This is a genomic window from Parabacteroides sp. TM07-1AC, from assembly GCF_003480915.1.
GTDB classification, from domain to species: domain Bacteria; phylum Bacteroidota; class Bacteroidia; order Bacteroidales; family Tannerellaceae; genus Parabacteroides; species Parabacteroides chongii.
In genome coordinates this window covers 166,905-187,316 of sequence record NZ_QUKD01000007.1, presented here as the reverse complement: position 1 = coordinate 187,316, position 20,412 = coordinate 166,905, and the positions used below count along the sequence as shown (strand labels likewise).

Annotated in this window: 12 protein-coding genes and 1 pseudogene; 3 read left to right on the top strand and 10 right to left on the bottom strand. The window is 44.9% G+C overall.

Features of this window, described 5'->3' with window-relative positions:
* Positions 1-21: 21 nt before the first annotated feature.
* The 3 genes from DXD68_RS15200 to DXD68_RS15190 are packed head-to-tail and all read right to left on the bottom strand — an operon-like array spanning position 22 to position 3,343.
* Positions 22-978 carry a carbohydrate kinase family protein gene (locus DXD68_RS15200; RefSeq protein ID WP_122362393.1) on the bottom strand — a complete coding sequence of 319 codons (957 nt, stop codon included), beginning with the start codon at positions 976-978 and terminating at the stop codon, positions 22-24.
* Complete coding sequence (locus tag DXD68_RS15195; RefSeq protein WP_122362392.1) at positions 975-2,204, bottom strand: class II D-tagatose-bisphosphate aldolase non-catalytic subunit; 1,230 nt, start codon at positions 2,202-2,204, stop codon at positions 975-977. The genes DXD68_RS15200 and DXD68_RS15195 overlap by 4 nt, the downstream gene beginning before the upstream one ends.
* 11 nt (positions 2,205-2,215) lie before the next feature.
* A complete protein-coding gene (locus tag DXD68_RS15190; RefSeq protein WP_158585895.1) occupies positions 2,216-3,343 on the bottom strand; it encodes an SIS domain-containing protein in 1,128 nt (375 codons plus the stop codon).
* A 270-nt stretch (positions 3,344-3,613) separates the two neighbouring features.
* On the opposite strand from DXD68_RS15190, the gene DXD68_RS15185 reads away from it, so the two are divergent.
* The 3 genes from DXD68_RS15185 (at position 3,614) to DXD68_RS15175 (ending at position 6,996) form a co-directional block, all read left to right on the top strand.
* Positions 3,614-4,414, top strand: coding sequence for a DeoR/GlpR family DNA-binding transcription regulator (locus tag DXD68_RS15185; protein ID WP_122362390.1), 801 nt, complete (start codon positions 3,614-3,616; stop codon positions 4,412-4,414).
* Positions 4,415-4,601: 187 nt separating this feature from the next.
* Positions 4,602-4,823, top strand: coding sequence for a hypothetical protein (locus DXD68_RS15180; protein WP_028726975.1), 222 nt, complete (start codon positions 4,602-4,604; stop codon positions 4,821-4,823).
* Positions 4,824-4,899: 76 nt separating this feature from the next.
* Positions 4,900-6,996: an outer membrane beta-barrel family protein gene (locus DXD68_RS15175; RefSeq protein WP_122362389.1), complete on the top strand. Its 2,097-nt coding sequence runs from the start codon at positions 4,900-4,902 to the stop codon at positions 6,994-6,996.
* An 88-nt stretch (positions 6,997-7,084) separates the two neighbouring features.
* On the opposite strand, the gene DXD68_RS15170 is transcribed toward DXD68_RS15175, so the two are convergent.
* The 7 genes and pseudogenes from DXD68_RS15170 to DXD68_RS15140 all read right to left on the bottom strand — a co-directional run bounded on the left by DXD68_RS15170 (position 7,085) and on the right by DXD68_RS15140 (position 20,374).
* Positions 7,085-8,374, bottom strand: coding sequence for an NAD(P)/FAD-dependent oxidoreductase (locus tag DXD68_RS15170; RefSeq protein WP_122362388.1), 1,290 nt, complete (start codon positions 8,372-8,374; stop codon positions 7,085-7,087).
* A gap of 217 nt (positions 8,375-8,591) precedes the next feature.
* Positions 8,592-9,335: pseudogene (locus DXD68_RS15165) on the bottom strand (NAD(P)/FAD-dependent oxidoreductase); the annotation flags it as partial.
* Between the two features lie 719 nt (positions 9,336-10,054).
* A complete protein-coding gene (locus DXD68_RS15160) occupies positions 10,055-11,008 on the bottom strand; it encodes an N-acetylornithine carbamoyltransferase (protein WP_075558714.1) in 954 nt (317 codons plus the stop codon).
* Positions 11,009-11,089: 81 nt separating this feature from the next.
* Entirely contained in the window at positions 11,090-12,631 is a 1,542-nt protein-coding gene (preA, locus tag DXD68_RS15155; RefSeq protein WP_122362387.1) for an NAD-dependent dihydropyrimidine dehydrogenase subunit PreA, read from the bottom strand.
* Between the two features lie 20 nt (positions 12,632-12,651).
* Positions 12,652-15,654 carry a hypothetical protein gene (locus tag DXD68_RS15150; RefSeq protein ID WP_122362386.1) on the bottom strand — a complete coding sequence of 1,001 codons (3,003 nt, stop codon included), beginning with the start codon at positions 15,652-15,654 and terminating at the stop codon, positions 12,652-12,654.
* A 45-nt stretch (positions 15,655-15,699) separates the two neighbouring features.
* Positions 15,700-18,498, bottom strand: coding sequence for a hypothetical protein (locus tag DXD68_RS15145; protein ID WP_122362385.1), 2,799 nt, complete (start codon positions 18,496-18,498; stop codon positions 15,700-15,702).
* A 91-nt stretch (positions 18,499-18,589) separates the two neighbouring features.
* Entirely contained in the window at positions 18,590-20,374 is a 1,785-nt protein-coding gene (locus DXD68_RS15140) for a helix-turn-helix domain-containing protein (RefSeq protein ID WP_158585894.1), read from the bottom strand.
* Positions 20,375-20,412: the final 38 nt, after the last annotated feature.

Below are 20,412 nucleotides of genomic sequence, written 5' to 3'. Positions count from 1 at the left end.
TTTCTTTGTGGAAAATAAAAGTTATAACTGAATGGTTTGACCGAAGATTTCCAAAGCTCTTTTTTCGATCTCATTTTTATCGGTAAAGGCTCCAATGCCACCGGCTGCGGTTGTATTGATCGCTCCGGTCAGATTTCCCAGCTGCTGACATTCTGCCAGAGAATATCCTTTTACATAACTGTAAACAAAGCCTGCATTGAAACTGTCGCCGGCACCGATCGTATCTATCACTTCTGTATTGAGGAAAGAAGATGCTTCTAGGGTTGTTCCCTCTTTTTGGAACAGAATGGAACCTTGACTACCACATTTTACAATACAGGCTTCTCCAATATATGGACGGATCTTTTCGATTGCTTCATGTAAGTTTGAAGTACCAGCCAAACCTTTCAATTCGGTTTCATTTGGCATAAAAAGTGTAACATAAGGCAAAATCTCAGTGTAATCAAGGTCCCATTTTTCCATTGGGTCCCATTGGGTATCGAGTGAAACAGTTATGCCGCGCTCTTTTGCTAGCTTGAGTATGCGAAGCAAATCGCGTTTGAGCCCTGATTGAATAAATATCGATGAGATATGGATATGTTTCGTGATTTCGAAAACCGATGGATCAATATCATTGAATCCCATTGTGTCCATACTACCTTGATAGGTAATATTGGCCCGGTCTTCTGCGTACGCCAAGACAATCGTCGCTCCGGTAGCGTATTGGTCTGTTTCGATTAAATAACGGGTGGAGACAGATCGTTTTTCTAGGCTTGTTTTTACCAGTTCGCCAAAGTTATCTTTCCCGATCATTCCCACAAAAGCTACTTTCATGCCTAGGGAAGCAGCATTGGCTGCAAAAATCGCAGTGGAACTGCCCAGCGTAAGGAGCATATCGTCTGCAAATATTTCTTTGCCAATAACTGGCATGCTTTGGATATGATTTAGAATCAGATCTACATTGAGTTCACCAATCGCTATTATATCAAACTTTTTCATAACAATGAGTTATTTAGGTTTACCAAATTAAAAGCTTGAAAATATTTATCCATATCATGTTCAATACGGCAGGAGAGGGTCGTATGTGGGTCCATGCCAAGACGTGTCAAGTTATCGAAAAGAATTTGACGGGCCATAAAGGCTTCAGGGTGTTGCCAGATATATCGACAACAGGTTTTTATGATCCACGCGCGGCGGTCTGCTTGGAGCTCTTTAAAACTGCAGAGTTTTTCCTCGGGCTGAAGCCATTTTTGCCAACGACCGGATTCTCCAACCAAACGCTCGAGTGTTGAAGTTATATTGGATAATTGAGCGATCTGTCCCTCCTTATCCCGTGCTCTCTCTATTTGTTCCAGCTCTGCCAACCCTTCATATTCACTGATTGTAAATTCGGGTCCGACATTTGCTGCTCCGACCCCGGCTAATGGGTATGCTTCCGGGTTTGAAACTCCATCAGTATAATGCCCCTTTATATAGCTACCCAGTGGTCTTACTTTTTTTGTGAGTTTACGGGCTACGGATGTGTCAAAGGTAGTGGTGTGCAGATCTGTACCGACTTTGCCGACAATAAAACAGGGCCATACATCAGAAAGACCACAAGAGTCCAGACCTGCTTTCAGATTTTCAAGAAAAGTATCGAAAACAGCTTCGTTTGCCAATCCTCCATGTACTTCTTCAGTTCCTACTTCGTACGATATTGCAGGTAAAGATCGGGCACGTCGGAATCGTTCCGTATGCTCAATAAGTTCCACTGTCCGTTCGACAACGACTTTTATATCGATCGCTTCTCCGTCCGGGAGAAAAATATCGACGGTAGGATCTACATGGATCAGATCGTAGCCGGCCAATATAGCATCCTCAAACGATTTTTTAACGCCATTCATCGCTTTTTCCAAACTCCAGTGTTCTTTGGATTGGATATCCTTCAACCATGGACCTCCATGATCGATCGCTATAATATAGGTACCGTCGTAATCGACAGCAGCGGCTTCCTGTGCGAGAAGTTTTACAAATTGCTTTTGGGTTAGACCGGTATAACCTCCGTCACTATCTACTTGATTTAGGGTTGCTGCAAAATAGATTGGAGCATTATTCCGTTTGGCCGAGCGAAAAGAAGCTTTAATAACTGCTGTTGAGTTTGGGCATACGGCGAAAATTGTTCGTTTAACTCCTGTCTGCTGTTCGAGTTCTGAAATCTGGTTTAATAAATGTTCTGTCTTTGTCATATTAGTTTTTATTATAGGTTGTCATACAAGATAACTCCTTCCACGATCCTTGAAATATTTCCGGAAACAGAGGGAGTGTCGGGGTTGAGGCCGATTTCAAGCGATTTGTAGAATCCCATCAGTTGTGCTACGATAACGTACGGAATACAGTCGTATATGGATGGACTATCGCCTTCACTGAAAATCACTTCGAGATCAGATTTTATACCTGTTGTCTTTACCGGTGTTTCCGAAACTATAATCTGTGCCGTCACTTTATTATTTGTGTTGATTTGTTTCACAAGGTCGGTTTCATACCGACGGATATGTTCATCTCCGGAAAATAGATAGACCAGGACCGTTTCTTTGTTAATAATAGCTTTTGGTCCATGACGGAAGCCAAGGAAAGAATCGAATTGGCAAACAATTTTTCCATCGGTTAATTCCTGTAGTTTCAGTCGTGATTCTTCTGCGATTCCTTTCAACTCTCCTGATCCTAAGAAGACTACACGTGAAAATTCACGTTTCATGATTTCCCGGATAATCGGAGCATAAGTGGACAGTACTTTTTGAGCTTTTAGGGTCAGTGACTGGATATAGGGCAATTGGGTATCTATATGTTGTATATTTGCGACTAGCAGGGCTGTGAGGAGCATACTTGAAAAGCTGCTGGTCATCGCTAAGCCCAAATCGTTTGTTTCGGGAGGTAACAACAGGAGCAAAGTATTCTCTTTGTCTGCATTTTTTGCAAGTTCCCCTTCTTTGTTGCATGTAATGTAAATATGTGCCGTATGTTTACAGTGTGTATTTACAATTTTGATCGCTCCTGCACTTTCCGGACTATTTCCTGATCTGGCAAATGAAATCAATAAAACAGGTTGATTTTCATTAATGTAAGCATGGTGGTTAGTGATAAGATCTGTGGTAGAAACTGATCTTGCTCCCCGAAAATTACTTTCCGACAAGACTATCTCTAAGATATTCCCGATATAGGCTGATGTTCCGGCACCAGTATAGATAATCTGGTAGTTCCGGTCGGTATATTGGGAAATAAAAGACTCGATCCCCACACGTTGTTGCAATACTAATTCATATACTTTCAACCACATTTTTGGTTGTTGCATAATTTCTTTGTAAGTAAAAAATTGATTGTCTTTCATCTTTTTATTATTGTTTTCTTTTGGGCAAAAATATTTCATTTCTTTACAGCAGAAGAGGCAAAACATTTGTTTTTTTATTTCGAAAAATTAAACAATCCCTTTTGTTTGTACGATAATGTGTTGCTAATGTGTGTGTTGGTCGTTTTTGTTCGATAAAATAAAAACATTTCGAAATGTTTCGAAATTAATATTGTATTTGTTCTTTTTGCTCGATAAAATTATTATTTTTGCAAATAAGTCTTATTTCTAACAACAAAAATTGTAATAATAATGAAATCAATAGGGTCGGCAAAAGAGCGTAGAGCTACTATTTTACAGGAATTGAATGAGAATCCAGAGATTTCTATCGAAAGTATGTGTAAGAAATTTAAGGTTTCGGAAGTTACCATTCGAAAGGATTTGAATATTCTTCATGAACGAAATCTTTTGTTACGTACTCGAGGCGGTGCGATCCGGTTACCAAATACCAACGGAAAAAATAATGAAACATCCTTAAAATTAAAGGGATTGTATAATTTTAAAGAGAAATTGGCCATTGGAAAATTTGCAGCTTCTTTGATTCGTGATGGCGAGACTATTTTGCTTGATTCAGGAACCACAACTTTCGAAATTGCTAAAAATCTTCATCATTTAAAACATTTGACAGTTATTACGAATGCTCTTGATACTGCAATTGAACTCTTAAAGTATAAAAGATTTAATGTAATCTTGCTCGGAGGTCATTTACGCGAAGTCTCGCATTCTACTGTCGGTCCTTTAGCTGAATCAAACCTGAAAGTTTTTTATTGTGACAAACTCTTTTTGGGAGTGGATAGTTTTAACATTGAATTTGGGTTATCTACACATGATATTGAAGAAGCTAATATTAACCAGACTATGTTTTCTATGTCAAAAGAGGTCATTGCTGTATTAGACTCAAGTAAATTCAATAAACGTAATTTTGTATTTATAGCTCCCGTAAACAAAATCCATACAGTTGTGACTGATAATAATATTCCATCAAATATCAAAACACAAATCAAGTCGATGAATATAGCCTTATATACAGTGGAGCCATTAAGTATTCCGTAGAATTTAGGTTAAGGTACATATGAATAAAATAGCTATGGAATTTGTATTGAAACACAGTTAATTGCGGCTATACTAAAAAATAGTTGAAAAAAAAGTCTCTTATGTTGTACAACATATTTGATTAATACATACATTTGCATCGTTTTAAGACAAGAAGATATTATAGACCGTTTAAATTAAAGACAAAATGAAAAAGTTAGTTGCATTTGCTGCTATCGTTGCAGCCGTTTCTTTCACATCTTGTGGTAACAAATCTGCAGAATCAAATGCTGAAGTTGCTGAAACAGAAACTACAGTAGAAGAAACTCCTGCAGTTGTTGAAGAAGAAACAGTAACAGAAGAAGTTGCTCCTGCTGAAGGTGATTCAACTGCTGTTGCTACTGAAACAGAAGCTGCTCCTGCTGAATAATATTCAGTAAACAGTTAGAAGGACAGTCTGTATGCTTACACATACAGACTTTTTTTGTTTATAACGGTATATCAATATGAAAAGAAATCTACTCATTATCCCAGTTGTCGCGTTGTTCAGCCATGCGATGTCAGCACAGAATCCGGTCGACATGAATCTGTTGTTACAAAATGTAGAAATACAGGGAAAGCGTTTTTCCGGCTTGAACGGGGGAGAGGTCAAACGTCTGCAGGTCGATAAGAACCTGAGTAGTGTGACGGGGACTGTCTCGGAAGCCTTTCGCCAGATGCCTTCGCTGGTCACTGATATTGAAGGGGGAGTGACTTATCGCGGTTCCAGTAAGGCGGGGATGCTGATCAACGGTATTCCTTACGGATTGCTGGAAGAATATAGCGGAGATGTCCTGATCCAGTTGCCTGCTTTGTTCTTCAACCGTATCTCCATGTCTGCCCTGCCCGACATCTCGCTGGTTCCCGACGGTGATGCCGGTGTACTGAATCTTTCTTCTGCCAACTATACGAAATCCGATTCTCCTTTGACGGTTACATTGGGGGCCGGGTTACAGGAACGGTATAATGTCGGTGCGGTCGTAAATCTGCATCCGGGTAAATTCCATATCGTCGGAAAATATAATTATCGTAAGGAGTACCGTGAACGTTCATTCGATAAGACTACATGGACGGAGGCGGGTACGACCTTGATGAACAACAATGCGAAGGCACGTCCCGATGTTCATCTGGCGGATTTGAGCGTTGGTTACGATCTGACTTCAAATGACTTGCTGACGGTATATGGACTGTATCATTTAATGGATTACAGCCGTTATGGCGGGATCAATAATAAGGTATTGAATCCGGACGGGACTGTGAAGAATCAGATGACGCGCCACCGTTACAACGACCAGCGGCAAGATGCTTATGCTGTGGAAGCGAGATGGAATCATCGTTTTGCCAATCCGCTGGACCAGTTAAGTGTGACATTCAATTACAATGATTTTAGTTACGACGAGGATAATCAGTATGAGAATGAAAAGCCGGGCACTGGAAATATCCTGAAGAAAGATAATATGTTCGCCAATCAGGACAAACATAATTATTATTTATCTGCCGCATTCAGTAAATTGTTTACAAACGACTGGTATTTCAAAGCCGGTTATATCGGACGTATAAAAGATGAAAAGTACAGGACTGAGACGAATGATATCAGTTTGGATGACGGTATCTGGACTCCGGTAGATAATAAGACATACGATTATTCTTTCAACCGGAATACTCATTTGTTGTATGCTTCTGTAGATAAGCGATGGAATCGTTTTTCTGCCGAGGCTGGTTTACAGGCGGAGATAAATGCACAGGAGTTTAAGACTTATGTCCCGGAAGTGGATAAGTCGGAGACTTCGGATTCGGAAAGAAGTCATACTCGTTTCCATCTCTATCCACGCGTGAAACTATCTTTGCAAACCAGTAAATCCAGTAGCCTGTCGTTGAGTTATCTGCAACGGGTGATCCGTCCTTACGGAGCGGATCTGAATCCTTTCATTCAGTATGGCGACCCGACGCATTTGACACAGGGAAATCCTGACCTGAAAGATGAGTTCATTCATTCTTTGGAGTTGTCTTATTTATTGGTGGCGGATCGTTTCCGTTTCTCTCCGGCTATTTATTACCGGAATAAATCGAACCGGATCATGGAAGTGGTGAATGATGAGTCTGTCTGGCAGAAAGAGAATATCGGACACAGCCAGTCATTCGGTTTTGAACTGTCCGGCAACTGGAATCCTATCCGTATACTGAATATCGGCTTTTCCGGAAATGTCTATAAAGATGAGATCGACGGGCGTACGGTCGGCTATGATGAAAAGAAATCGATGGTTTGCACGGATTGGAAGGGGAGTGTAAGCATTGCCATAACACCGACCACCGAGTTTCAGTTGGATGGTTTCTTTATTTCAGATCAGTTGACACCGCAGGGAAAAATAAAGAGCCATAGCAGTGTGAATGCCGGACTCTCACAGTATTTTATGAATCGTAAATTGCGTGCTAACTTAAGTATCAATAATATCTTCGACGGTTTGGAGGAGACAACGATTATCGATACGAGTAAAATGCATATGGAGCAAATCCGTAATCGGGATGCACGGGTTACATGGTTAACGCTTACCTATAGTTTATAATCGAAGATGTGTCAAAAGACGATATTTATCGTCTGCGAGATTTGCGTCTGGTAAATATCGTCTTTTGACACACTTTCTTGTCCTCATTTTATATCGTATCCTTTTTCTTTTTGGGTATATAAAGTATCAGGCGAATAGATTGGTCGTAAGTAAAGTAGCTCCATACCCATTCTATCAGTACCATCAACTTATTCTTGATCCCCAGGATAGAACGTAAATGAACCAGCATCCACACCATCCAGGCAATAAACCCTTGTAACTTCAGTTTTTTCAGATCGGCGACAGCTTTGTTGCGTCCTACGGTAGCCAGTGTTCCGAGATTTATGTAATGGAAGGCTTTCAATGTTTTCCCCGATTCCAGGCGTTTGAGGTTATCTGCAAGCAGACTTCCCTGTTGGATAGCTACCTGGGCTACTTGCGGATGGCCGTTCGGGTATTCTTCTTCTGTCTGGAAACAAACATCGCCGATAGCAAATACGTTTGTCATCCCTGGCATTTGGTTAAATTCATTGACTGTGATCCGGCCACCCCGGTTCAATGCTTCTTTATCGATATGATCAAAATGCGTGGCGGTTACACCACTGACCCAAACGAGGGTTTTGGTTGTGATAGTGGAGTTGTCGTCCAGTATGACTTTCCCATCCTGATAGTCTGTTACCCGTTTATTCAGTATGATGTTTACGCCCATCTCTTTCAGGAATTTCTCTGCGTTCTCGGATGCTTCGGTAGACATTACTCCGAGTAACCTGGGAGAACCTTCTATCAAATAGATATTCATATCCGACTGTTTCAGGTCCGGATAATCCTTCGGCATAACGAATCTTTTCATTTCAGCCAGTACTCCGGAAACCTCTACGCCAGTGGCTCCACCACCAACGATGACCACATTCATCAGTGCTTGTTTTTCTTCCGGATCGGTAGAGATTGTAGCCTTTTCAAAGTTTGAAAGCAGGGTGTTCCTTAGTTCGAGAGCTTCCTGGATCGTTTTCATCGGTAATGCTTTTTCTTCAATAGTCTTGTTACCGAAGAAGTTGGTGATGGTACCGGAGGCTATCACCAGATAGTCGTAGCTCAGTTCACCGATCGATGTCTCGATCAGGTTCCGTTCGGCGATAACGGCTTTCACTTCTGCCATTCGGAAGTAGAAGTCTTTCTGTTTTTGGAATATCTTTCGGAAAGGAAATATGATTGATCCCGGCTCCAGACCGGATGATGCTACCTGATACAATAAGGGCGGGAACTGATGGAAATTGTTCTTGTCTATCAAGACTACCTGGAAGTTGCTTCCTTTCAGTTTATTGGCCAGCTTTAATCCCCCAAAACCACCACCAATAATAACAACCCGTTTCTTATCTGTTTTTGCAATGTTGAAGCCCATGATGTTATTGTTTATGAATTCTTTTTATTATAAAACAATTCATAAACAGATAAGTTTGAAGGTAAGGCGTCATAATAAAGAGGTTTATGGAAGTTCGGTAGTAGCTCTTACTTTGAGTGTTTCTTATCCTATTGAAATAATTTAAAATATACTATCATACTATCATTATTCGCTCGTATAGCATGTATATCAATGTGTATGGCTATGATAGTTGACGTTTTGAACTCTGATAGTCTGTTACCCGTTTATTCAGTATGATGTTTACGCCCATCTCTTTCAGGAATTTCTCTGCGTTCTCGGATGCTTCGGTAGACATTACTCCGAGTAACCTGGGAGAACCTTCTATCAAATAGATATTCATATCCGACTGTTTCAGGTCCGGATAATCCTTCGGCATAACGAATCTTTTCATTTCAGCCAGTACTCCGGAAACCTCTACGCCAGTGGCTCCACCACCAACGATGACCACATTCATCAGTGCTTGTTTTTCTTCCGGATCGGTAGAGATTGTAGCCTTTTCAAAGTTTGAAAGCAGGGTGTTCCTTAGTTCGAGAGCTTCCTGGATCGTTTTCATCGGTAATGCTTTTTCTTCAATAGTCTTGTTACCGAAGAAGTTGGTGATGGTACCGGAGGCTATCACCAGATAGTCGTAGCTCAGTTCACCGATCGATGTCTCGATCAGGTTCCGTTCGGCGATAACGGCTTTCACTTCTGCCATTCGGAAGTAGAAGTCTTTCTGTTTTTGGAATATCTTTCGGAAAGGAAATATGATTGATCCCGGCTCCAGACCGGATGATGCTACCTGATACAATAAGGGCGGGAACTGATGGAAATTGTTCTTGTCTATCAAGACTACCTGGAAGTTGCTTCCTTTCAGTTTATTGGCCAGCTTTAATCCCCCAAAACCACCACCAATAATAACAACCCGTTTCTTATCTGTTTTTGCAATGTTGAAGCCCATGATGTTATTGTTTTATGAATCACTTTTCTTATAAAACAATTCATAAACAGATAAGTTTGAAGGTAAGGCGTCATAATAAAGAGGTTTATGGAAGTTCGGTAGTAGCTCTTACTTTGAGTGTTTCTTATCCTATTGAAATAATTTAAAATATACTATCATACTATCATTATTCGCTCGTATATCATGTATATCAATGTGTATGGCTATGATAGTTGACGTTTTGAACTATCATTCATCTATCATAGAACTATCATAAATCCTCATTTACCTCTTTTTTGAACGAAAATAGAACTGCTTTATCCGTTAAAAAGGGGCTGTAACCGATAGGTATCGCTCAATTTAATCGTTTCCTGCCTACCTTTTTTTCAGAAAACTATGACTTAACTTCGTGGGAATGCTTACTTTTTGTTGCCGACATGCCCGTATTGATCGGTTTTATACCCGGGTCCCGACGATACTCACACCCGGGTGTCGAGGTCTTCGAGACCCGGGTGGTAAACATCTTTATTCCTTATCTTCTTGAGTTTTAGTAATATACTTAGTGAGAAAAGGCAGTATATTTCCTGTTTTTATCGCAGGTTATGATAGTTCTATGATAGATGAATGATGGTTCAAAATAGTAACTGTCATAGTCTAACATATTGTATAAGTGATGTTTGTGTCGGTTTATGATGGTATGATAGTTGATATTGAAAATGAGTCTGGTAGAACCATAGATATTATAATCCCATCAATATCTTTTTCAGTACCGTCTGTGCCGAAATTTCACGATTGGCGGCTTCCGGGATCACGATGCTTTGCGGGCTTTCGATCACGTCGTCGGTAACGATCATGTTACGGCGAACCGGCAGACAGTGCATGAAATAAGCATTGTTGGTCAGTGCCATCTTTTCCGTATCGACAGTCCAGGCGCGATCTTTGCTTAATACCTGGCCGTAGTTCGGATCGGTATAAGCGGCCCAGTTTTTGGCATAGATAAAGTCTGCACCTTCGAAGGCTTTCTTCTGATCGTATTCCACACGGGCATTGCCTACGAATTTAGGATCCAGTTCATAGCCCTCCGGATGGGTAATCACAAATTCATAATCCGTGGCATTCATCCATTCGGCAAAACTGTTGGGAACTGCCTGCGGAAGAGACTTGGGATGCGGTGCCCAGGTCATAACCACCTTCGGGCGAGCTGTTTTCTTATATTCCTCGATTGTGATCAGGTCGGCGAAACTTTGCAGCGGATGGCGGGTAGCCGCTTCCATACTGAATACCGGACGACCGGAGTACTTGATAAATTCAGAGATGATCTTTTCGTTGTAATCGTCTTCCTTGTTTTCGAAGCGGGCGAAAGAACGTACACCGATGATGTCGCAGTAGCAACCCATGACCGGAATAGCTTCCAGCAGGTGTTCCGGTTTGTCTCCATCCATGATGACGCCGCGTTCGGTTTCCAGTTTCCATGCTCCCTGGTTCACGTCGAGAACCATCGTGTTCATCCCCAGGTTCATCGCGGCTTTCTGGGTAGAGAGGCGCGTACGCAGGCTGGAGTTGAAGAATATCATTAACAGCGTCTTGTTCTTGCCAAGTTCTGTGAACTGAAAGCGGTCTTTCTTGATCTCGAAAGCTTCGTTAAGCGCCTGTTTCAGGTCGCCTAAATCCTGTACACAAGTGAAATGTCTCATAATTGTCGCGTTATTGTTTGACCGGACAAAGATAGCGACTCGCGACGGATTTATACCTATTTCGGGAAGAGAATGTAACTGTTATGAATGAACTTTCCCTATCCGCTCTCCCTGTCGGATCGCTCCTGTAGGGCAGACCAAGCTACATAATAAACAACCTACACATTGTGCTTCATCGATAGCCGGACGGCGGGAGGGAGGAAAAACGATCGCCTGGTGTCCTCCGTCCTGGCAGGAAATGTAGCATCGGCCGCAACCAATGCAAAGTTCCCGGTCGATCACGGGACGGCAGATTGTCGTGCGGTCGAGCGATTCGGGTGGTACGATGTTCGATACCGCCAGCCCGGTCAGTTGTGACAGGTTGGTATAGCCTTTCCGTTGCATGTAGAGTTGTAATCCTTCACGTAGGTCGTCTATGATACGATAGCCGTATTGCATGACCGAAGTACATATTTGAAGGTTCGTGCAGCCCAGTAACAGAAAATCGAGCGCATCGCGCCATGTTTCGATTCCTCCGATCCCGCTTAAAGGTGCTTGTCCGATAATTGGGTCGGACGCAAGTTCGTGTATAAAGCGGAGGGCGATAGGGCGTATTGCTTTTCCTGAATAACCCGACACACTGCTTTTTCCATTGATAACGGGTAAGGCGGTCATCGCCTCTTCATCGATACGGGTAATACTTTTGATCGTGTTAATCGCGGCAATACCGGTTGCTCCACCTTCGCAGGCGGCCCGGGCTACCGGTACGATATGAGTCAGATTGGGTGTCATTTTGGCGATCACGGGTAAATGTGTTCCCCGACAGGCGGCGGCTGTGAAGCTGCGTACCAGCGACGGGTTTTGCCCCACGTCGCATCCCATCCCTTCGCTGGTCATTTGAGGACAGGAAAAGTTACACTCTATGATATCCGCTCCGGCCAATGTGGAGAAATGAGCCAGGTGAGTCCATTCTTCTTCCGTCCGTCCCATGATGGATGAGATGATCAGTTTGTCGGGATAGTGCTGCTTTAAACGATAGAGTATGTCGAAGTTTGTGCGGATTGGTGCTTCCGACAGTTGTTCCATATTCTTGAAGCCGATAAAAGGGACTCCTCCCTGTTGCACCTGGTCGAAGCGTGGTGAAACTTCTTCCACCGGATAATAGGATATGGTTTTGAAACAGATACCGCCCCAGCCTGCATCGAGCGCACGGGCACACATTTCGTAGTTGTGTGCTATTGGGGAGGAGGCGAGAATAAACGGATTCTCACAACGGATACCGCAGAAGTCGAGAGACAGATCGGGCAGAGAGTGTTTTCCGGTAGGAAGAGAGTCGGTCGCTTTTTGTTCGGATGAACTCTCTCCCTGTTTATACAGGTAACTGAATATATCGTGTATCTTCACCGCTTGCCCGTTACGTCCGCGCAGGCAGGCTTTTTCACAGGCACGGGCCGTGCAAGTCAGGCAGCCCTCCATCTGCCGGGCATGACGGGTGGCACCGGCTTCATTCTCCAGACGAAGGGAGCGGAGCATGCGTGCCGGTTGCATTCCGCTTTTGCAGGCAGCAGAGCAAACCGGAGCATGACACATCCAGCAACGGTTGGCTTCTTCCCGGATCATATTCTTCGTGATACAGTCTTTCATACTATTAGTCTTTCTGTTAATTACTGATTCGTCTCCCTATTTTCTTGAAGCTCAGGCATCGACTTCATCACCCATGTGCTGGTGAAATCCCAGCCTTTGAAGTTACTTTGCGTACCCAGGCCGGCATTGGAGTTTTTCGTGCAGTCCGAGTTATCCAGCTTGTCGGTGGTGGCACTTTCCTTTGAGTAATGGCATTTAACGAAGGTCACTTCCGAACCTACCATCGTGAAATAGCGTCCGGCAATACCCCAGCCGGTACGCTGTGTCCCGCCGCTGTAGCAGTATTCGATACGACTGTATGCATTGTTATCGATACATCCGACGATGCCGGCACAACTTGTGGATCCGTCGTGTCCGATTTCTCCCTTGTTATACGAATTTTTAACCGTGGCATGGCTCCAGCCAAAGAAGCGTCCGACAATCCCACCCACTTTATCCGGCGCATTTATCCGCCCGGTGTTGAAACATTCGTTGACGAGTCCGTTGGGATAATAAGATTCCGTACCGTATATACAACCGGAAATACCGCCTGCGCTACGAGTTCCGGTGATGGTTGCCTTGTTGGAACAGCGGTAAATCTGTCCCTGGATGAGGCTGCCGACGATACCACCCACCTCGTCTTTTCCGGTTATATTCGCGGTATTATGACAGTTGGCAACCTGGATATTCGAGTCTTTGTCGCTGCGGTGGCCTCCGATGATACCGCCTGTCTGGTCGCCGCCGGTTACTAATGCGTGATTGTTACAGCCGCTTATCTGCAGGTCGTCCGGCTGCTTGTCTACGTAACCGACAATGCCGCCTGTCAGGTGTGCTTGTTGGGTATTGGTCACGGTCGTATAGTTATTGCATCCGGTGATGGACGTATGGGTGATGCTGCCGGCTATGCCACCTACTTCTCCAGTTTCGTTACAGAGTATGCGGTTTTCCGAACGGGTTGTACAGTTCTCGATTTTGCCCCCTTTCTGATAACCGACGATGCCGCCTGTCTTTTCGCCTCCCTGTACGGAACCGGTGAAGGTACATTGACTGAATTCGCCATTGTCGAGCAAACCAATCAGACCACCCGTATATTTAGTCGTCGCAGCCGCTTCTCCTACGATATACCCTAGTTTTACGTCGCTCACCGAGGCCTTGACAGCATATCCGGTCAGTCCGCCTATCGCCTCGTTGCCGGATACGGTACCGGCAATGGTGGGCTGGTCAATTAGTTGGGCCGTCAGGTCAGCTGCATACCCGATGTATCCGCCACTGTATTTCTTACCGGCTGTCACGTTTGCCTGGCTACGTCCGCCTGACAACTTGATCTTGCTAGCCTGTCCGATGAAGCCGCCGGCATAGCTGCCGGTAGCCGTTACGTTCCCTTGGTTCACACAGCTGCTGTTGAAGCTGACGCTTTCGGTAGCCTGCCCGATCAATCCACCGGCACACATGCCCGATGCCTGAATATTACCGCCTTCATTCCTGCAGTTTTCAATGGTTACTTCAGATGCACAGAGACCGATCAGACCGCCTACCTGGTCGAAGCCATACGTGTTGGAAGTGAGACTGCAGTTGATTAGCTTGACACCTTGTCCGGCACGTACGTAGCCGATCAGTCCTCCCGTATGCGAGCCGCCGTCTATATATTTCTGCGATGGGTCGGGTTGGGTACCTGCTTTGTTTTTACCCGACTGGCAATTATCGAGAAGGACAGCCCCTGTGGTGGAGATGGCTCCCACGATACCTCCGAAATCCCTTCGGTCGTTTCCTTGTGTATCGATGATAGAGCGGTTACTTGAATTCTTCAATGTGAGTGGCAGGGTACATCCGCCGATGATACCGCCAACGCTTCTTTCTCCGGTTATATTCATCAGTCCCATCGCCAGATTTTCCAACGTCAGTGAATAGGAAGCATCGGAGGAACTGATGAAGCCGATCACACCTCCTATATTCTCATTCCCAATAACTTTGGAATTGCTTCGGATATCTTTTATATGTATCGTTGCTCCCTGGGGTACTTGTACGGCTCCGATCATACCGCCGATACAGTCGGTGTAAGGGTTGTTCTGCATGTTCGACATCACATCGCAATCGTCACTCTCACAGTTAGTCACAGTGCCGCTTTCCATCCGTCCGATCAGTCCGCCGACATTCTTAATGCCACTGATCCTGCCATTTGTGACGGAGCAGTTTGTAACAGAAGCATTGCCTCGCATTACAGCGACCAGGGCAGCTATATTCTCATGTGCTTTCTCTATAGTGACCGCATCTATCCGTAGACTGTCGATTGTTGCGTTGCCGTCGATTACACTGAACATTCCGATATTGTCTGTCGTGCCGGAAGCGATGAACTTGAGTTTGTTGATCGTGTAACCTTTCCCGTTGTAATGCCCTTTGAAAGAAGATGAGAACCCGATCGGTTTGATCCCTCCGTTCTTCTCATTATATGTTTTGTTTATGCCTTCGTCACATTTGATGTCACATATCTGGATAAACCAGGTGTCTTCCCATTTCGTATCATCACAGAAACCGGAGATTGTCGCTATGTCTTTCAGCGAACTGATCTTATAGGGCCACTCTTTGGTTCCTTTACCGAACAGTTCCAGATCTTCGTCCCATACATCTTCACAAGTGATGGTTCCGCTGGCATCCAGTGTGATAGTGAACCCCAGATCATAGCTTTCCGTCTGTTCCGGATTGGTGACGTACTTGACGGTATAGGTGATGCATTTGTCGCCTTCTGAAAAATCCAGGTGAAGGTAGGTACCGTCTTTTTTTTCACCGGCCGATCCGGGAATCAGATATTCGTTGTCATCCTCGTCAGCCAAGCAGAACAGCCAGTCGCCCGGAGGTGTCGCACTGGTTGCCGAGAAGAGTGGGATGGAGGCGGATACATTGCGGGTCAGCACAATCTCGTTTTTTTCGTTCGGTTGGCCGGGGATATCCGTATCGTCGTCGTCCTTGCTGCATCCGCTTAATAGCAGGCATCCTGAAAGGAGGGTAAAGGTGAGAAGTTTCTCTATATTGCTATTGATTACTTTCATATTTGATAGACTGTTTATGGGTTGAACATTTGTTATTTTCTCCGTTCATTCGAATTGCGATTTGTTTAAGAGGGGCAGTCGGACGCTGGTGTTCCAGGTCCAACGATTATTGAAGTCAAGCATATTGTATGTGCTTTGAGTGTTCAATTCTTTGTCGTTGCCGGAGATGTCGAGGTTGTTCTTTACCGTGTCATGGAAGATACATTCTTTATAGAAAGGGATACTCTGTGTTTGCAGATTGACGGAATGTTCTACGGCAGGGAGGTGTCCTCCTTTGCCGAAGAGGCTTCCGGCCTGTTTCCCTTTGATCGTACCCAAGTTTGCTGCATCGAGGATACGGGCGTAGTCGTGCAACTCGCCAGCGATACCTCCTGAGTAGTAACTGTCTCCTCCCTGCACTTCACCGTAATTGTATGACTGGAGGATGCCGACGCGGTTGTAGCTATAGTCCGTCAAGTTCATCACTAGGTTGTAGATGGCTACTATAGCGGTCACTACTATGCTTACTGGGTTGGGTACCTTGCAGAATCCGATGATATCACCGATGAAAGCGATCGTTTCACCGACATGTCCTGCCACTTCGCGCATTTCTTCACGGCTGTGCATCTTGTCTTCCACATCATTACGCCATTCGTTCAGATTATCCTGGTATGGGCTCTTTTCGCCGCTGATGCGTGTGAGGAAGTCTTTTTGTTGCCTCTGTTGTTGTTCCATGGTATTGAAGAGATTCAACGTTTCGCTTCGTCCCAACTGCATGGTCTGTATCCTGCTGTAGTGGTGGTTTTCGAGTGCTTGACTTGATTTATATTCCAACTGCTTTAATGCTTCCGGTGAGAGGTCGGCTTCTTTCATGACGCCATTGGCGATCGTCCAACTCAGGTCGTTGACCGAGACAAAAGTGTTGAGTACTTTGCTGGCATTGCCTATCCGCAAACTTTGGGCTTCCATCTTGGCTGTTTTTTTCTTTTTACCGGTTTCGCCGGGTATTTCAGAGGCCGACATGCCTATGGAAGCCACGCTTAAGGCTGTACCCAGTACCATGTCTGCAATCATCTTGTCTGTCATATTCTTCGGTTTACCGGCGCGACCGATAATACCACCAGCCGAACCTTCCTTCGCCTTGATGGTCCCGAAGTTACCGCAATAAGAAACGATACCCAGCAGGTCGCATCCGCCCAGGATACCGCCAACCGTACCTTTTCCGTTGGGGTTGCTGACAGTCCCGAAGTTGTTGGAACCGGTAATCACGTAGTCTTGAGCTGAACCCAGTACACCTCCCGTAAAACCATCTTTGTCCGATCCGGAGCATGTAACATCGCCATCGTTACTCGAACCGATGATGATTGCCATCGGACCCAGTCCTGCCAGTCCGCCGACATTCTTTTGAGACGCCTGTACGGTTGCAAAGTTGTAACTGCCTGAAATCAATATCTGGGCGGCTCCCGCCAGACCACCAACTTCGCTGTTCCCTGTTATCGTTCCATAATTACCGGACGCATAGATATGCGTGTCGCCATATACCTTTTGCGATGAGTTACGAGCGGTCGAGCCGATAATGCCTCCTACCTCGCGATCGCCTTCTACAATACCTCGGTTTTCACTGAAACTCGTTATGACATTCAGACCGCCGCCGACCAGTCCGCCGGTGCCGATAGAGCTGTATCCGCCGGTTATCTTTCCTGAGTTTTTACAGTCATTGATCAGAAGTGTGTCAGCCGATCCGACCAGTCCGCCTACGATTCCTGAAGTTCCACTGATGGCTGCCGTATTGGAACAACCGTCGAGTGTAACGGAAGAGGCAAAGAATGCGGCTCCGACCAGCCCGCCTACTCCCTGGTGAGCCGCTGATACCGGCATATTGTTCGTGCACTCGCTCATTACCAAACGCGCATTTTGGTTGACACCGCCTACTAGTCCGCCTACCAGGTAAGGTGCCTGTATCTTACAATCTTTCGATACGCTACAGTTTCTCAGTCCGGAGGTCAGGCGCATATCGCCTGTCGACACTACGGCACCGACCAGCATACCTGCTACGGCAAAATCGCTTTCGATCGTCGAGCTTTCCAACTTCACATTACAGATACTGCTGTTGATGATGATGCCGAACAATCCGGCCGGCTGGGGCACGATGTCGCCCGTACGTTTGACCGTCATATTCTTAATCTTGTAACCCTGCCCGTCATAATGCCCGGCAAAAGGTCGGGTGATATGGTTACCGATCGAGTTCCAGCCGTTGTTGAGGTTGGCACAAGGCACCTTCAACGAGAGGTTGGCTGTTTGTATATAGTATTTATCACCATACTTCTTATTATTTTCCTCTGTGGAGTTGATCATAGTCATCAGGTTCTCCAAATGCACATAAGAAGATATACGGTAAGGATCATCTTTTGTCCCTGAACCAAAACATTCCAGGTTTTCATCTACCGTCTCTTCCTTGAGGATGCAGGATTCATTGGTTATACTAACCTGGCATCCCAGGGGAACATCAAATCCAATTTCCGTTTCATTAGCCGGCAAGTCGCTTTTTACCAATACGGCTCGGTTGAAGTAATAATCGCCGGTACGTACAGGCGACTCGGGGATAAAGACCACTTCTCCTTCTTCGGAATAGACTATAGCAGCTACTACCAGTTCTGATTTATCTTCCTGGTTGGTGAAGTAACATTCATAGGCTCCCGGTGCCATCTTCCTGTGGAAATCTACGAATCGCAGCTCTCCGTCATAGTAAGACCCACTGGTAAGTTGTTCATCTTCTGCTTCATTTTTGTCTTGACATGCAGTTCCCATATATAGGAGAAAGCATAGGAACAGCCATAGCCATCCCGGTTGTGTCCGATTCTTCATTGTGCCTTGATTATGATTGTTTAAGTGGCAAATGTATCAATCCGTTGATAGTTCTGCAATGGGTGGACTCAAATATTGACGATTTGGTACTCTATTCGGACTTTATGAAACAAGGGCGATTCCGTTGTGTCTTGTATTGCCTGGGGGTAAGTCCGGTTACCAGGCGGAACTGGCGGAAAAAGGTGGTTCGTGAGGGGAAGCCGGAAAGCACGTATAGTTCATCCATACTTTTGTCCGGGAAAAGTTCAGTTTGTTGGATTAGGTCGTTCACACGGTATTCGGCTAACCAGTAGCTGAAACCGTTGGGTGTTTCCCGGTTGATTAAAGAGGATAGCTGGGAACGGTTTGTTGCGGCTAGTTGTGCCAGAGTTACCAGGTCGAATGACGGATCGCGGTAAGGTTTCCGGGTATCCATCAGATGGAGGATGCTGAGGAAGAGCTGGGATGGCTGCCTTACATCTATAACAGGTATTTCCGGTGCTTCCGGTTCTTTACTTTTCTCCGAGGTCGGTTCAACGGGTAGGGGTAGTATGCCGGGGGAGAGAATATCCTCGGTTTCATGCGCCTGCAACCAGATAGTATGCTGTTCCATCAATACCTCGTATAACTGGCGAAGCCGTCGCTGATGGCGCTGCCATGCCAGCAGACCGGCAATGATCACTATCAGCAGGCAACTTATGATAGCATAAAGCAGATATTGTATTTGCCGGGTATGGACGGCTGCCTTTTCCAGCTCTACCAGGTTACTGCTGAGCATGGTGTTTCGTCGTAATTCGTGCTTATAGTTTATAAAAGATATACTACCCCGTTTGATTTCTGTATGTTGAATAGAATCGAGTGTTTGTAGACAGCGGGTGGCAGCCTGCAATTGTCCTGTTGCCTCATAGCATTCGCTTAAGAGGTGTAAACAGTTTGGTAACAATAATGTATCGTTGTATAGATTGTTTTTAGAAGTATATAATATTGGGTACTTGTGCGGTTGTAACTCTTCCAGATGTCTGATCGCCCAGTCTGTTTGTCCTTGTTGATGATGCAAAAGAGCGGCATGGTAGATTGTCTGTATTTGTTGTTTGCTGTATGTTGCGGAGCCTTTTTGTTTATGGACGGTTTCTATTTGTTCAGTTGCTTTGGCATACCAGTCGAGTGCCTCCTTCTTGCGGTTGGTATGAATGAGTACCTGACCGTGGAAGTCGAAATAGGGCGTGTTACTTTTCGTTACTTTTTCAGGGAATACGATCCGGATACTGTCCGTGTATAGCTGCGCTTCGGAGTAGGCTTTCACCTTCAGAAGCGACTGGCACATCTGTAAATACCAGGCATATACCGACTTTACATGCGGGCGAGCTTTCTTGAGCCAGTAAAGAGCCTGTTGCCATTCGCCTTGTTTCTGGTAGTAGACAGCCATACCCATATAATAAAATCCCATATCTTTGAGGTGGTGGAGGGAAGGAGGCAATTGCTCTTGTTGCCTGATGACATGGAGCATGCGGGTCGTATCTCCGTTGCCCTGAGCCAGCAGGAAGATCTGTATCCGGGCAGTGCATAAAAGCGTATCATTACCTATACGGAGAGCTAAATCATCTACTTTGTCAGCTATTCGTGTTGCTTGCGGAATATTATATCCATTAAATAGATATAGTTGCAATAGTTTGAGCCGTAGTTGTTGAGTAGGAGTGAAGTTGTAAAGCTGTTCAGCTTCCAGAAGATTGGAATAACGGCTGATAAGGAAAGTATCTGCGGGATATTTATTACGGGAATTATAGTTTTCTTCTTTTTGAAGAAAACGTTCCCCTTCTTCTGCCGATCGTCGTGGGTGGCAGGCACAAAGAAGGCTTATAAGCAGCAGGAGTAATATGCAGTGACCGTATTTCATCATCGCAAATATAAGCATTATATCTAAATCAGCACGCCTGT

Bases quoted from the DNA above. Each gene is read 5' to 3' on its own strand.
- DXD68_RS15170 (WP_122362388.1), bottom strand. From the start codon at position 8,374: ATGGGCTTCAACATTGCAAAAACAGATAAGAAACGGGTTGTTATTATT.
- DXD68_RS15145 (WP_122362385.1), bottom strand. From the start codon at position 18,498: ATGAAGAATCGGACACAACCGGGATGGCTATGGCTGTTCCTATGCTTT.
- DXD68_RS15185 (WP_122362390.1), top strand. From the start codon at position 3,614: ATGAAATCAATAGGGTCGGCAAAAGAGCGTAGAGCTACTATTTTACAG.
- DXD68_RS15175 (WP_122362389.1), top strand. From the start codon at position 4,900: ATGAAAAGAAATCTACTCATTATCCCAGTTGTCGCGTTGTTCAGCCAT.
- DXD68_RS15150 (WP_122362386.1), bottom strand. From the start codon at position 15,654: ATGAAAGTAATCAATAGCAATATAGAGAAACTTCTCACCTTTACCCTC.
- preA (WP_122362387.1), bottom strand. From the start codon at position 12,631: ATGAAAGACTGTATCACGAAGAATATGATCCGGGAAGAAGCCAACCGT.
- DXD68_RS15180 (WP_028726975.1), top strand. From the start codon at position 4,602: ATGAAAAAGTTAGTTGCATTTGCTGCTATCGTTGCAGCCGTTTCTTTC.
- DXD68_RS15200 (WP_122362393.1), bottom strand. From the start codon at position 978: ATGAAAAAGTTTGATATAATAGCGATTGGTGAACTCAATGTAGATCTG.
- DXD68_RS15195 (WP_122362392.1), bottom strand. From the start codon at position 2,204: ATGACAAAGACAGAACATTTATTAAACCAGATTTCAGAACTCGAACAG.
- DXD68_RS15190 (WP_158585895.1), bottom strand. From the start codon at position 3,343: ATGAAAGACAATCAATTTTTTACTTACAAAGAAATTATGCAACAACCA.
- DXD68_RS15160 (WP_075558714.1), bottom strand. From the start codon at position 11,008: ATGAGACATTTCACTTGTGTACAGGATTTAGGCGACCTGAAACAGGCG.
- DXD68_RS15140 (WP_158585894.1), bottom strand. From the start codon at position 20,374: ATGATGAAATACGGTCACTGCATATTACTCCTGCTGCTTATAAGCCTT.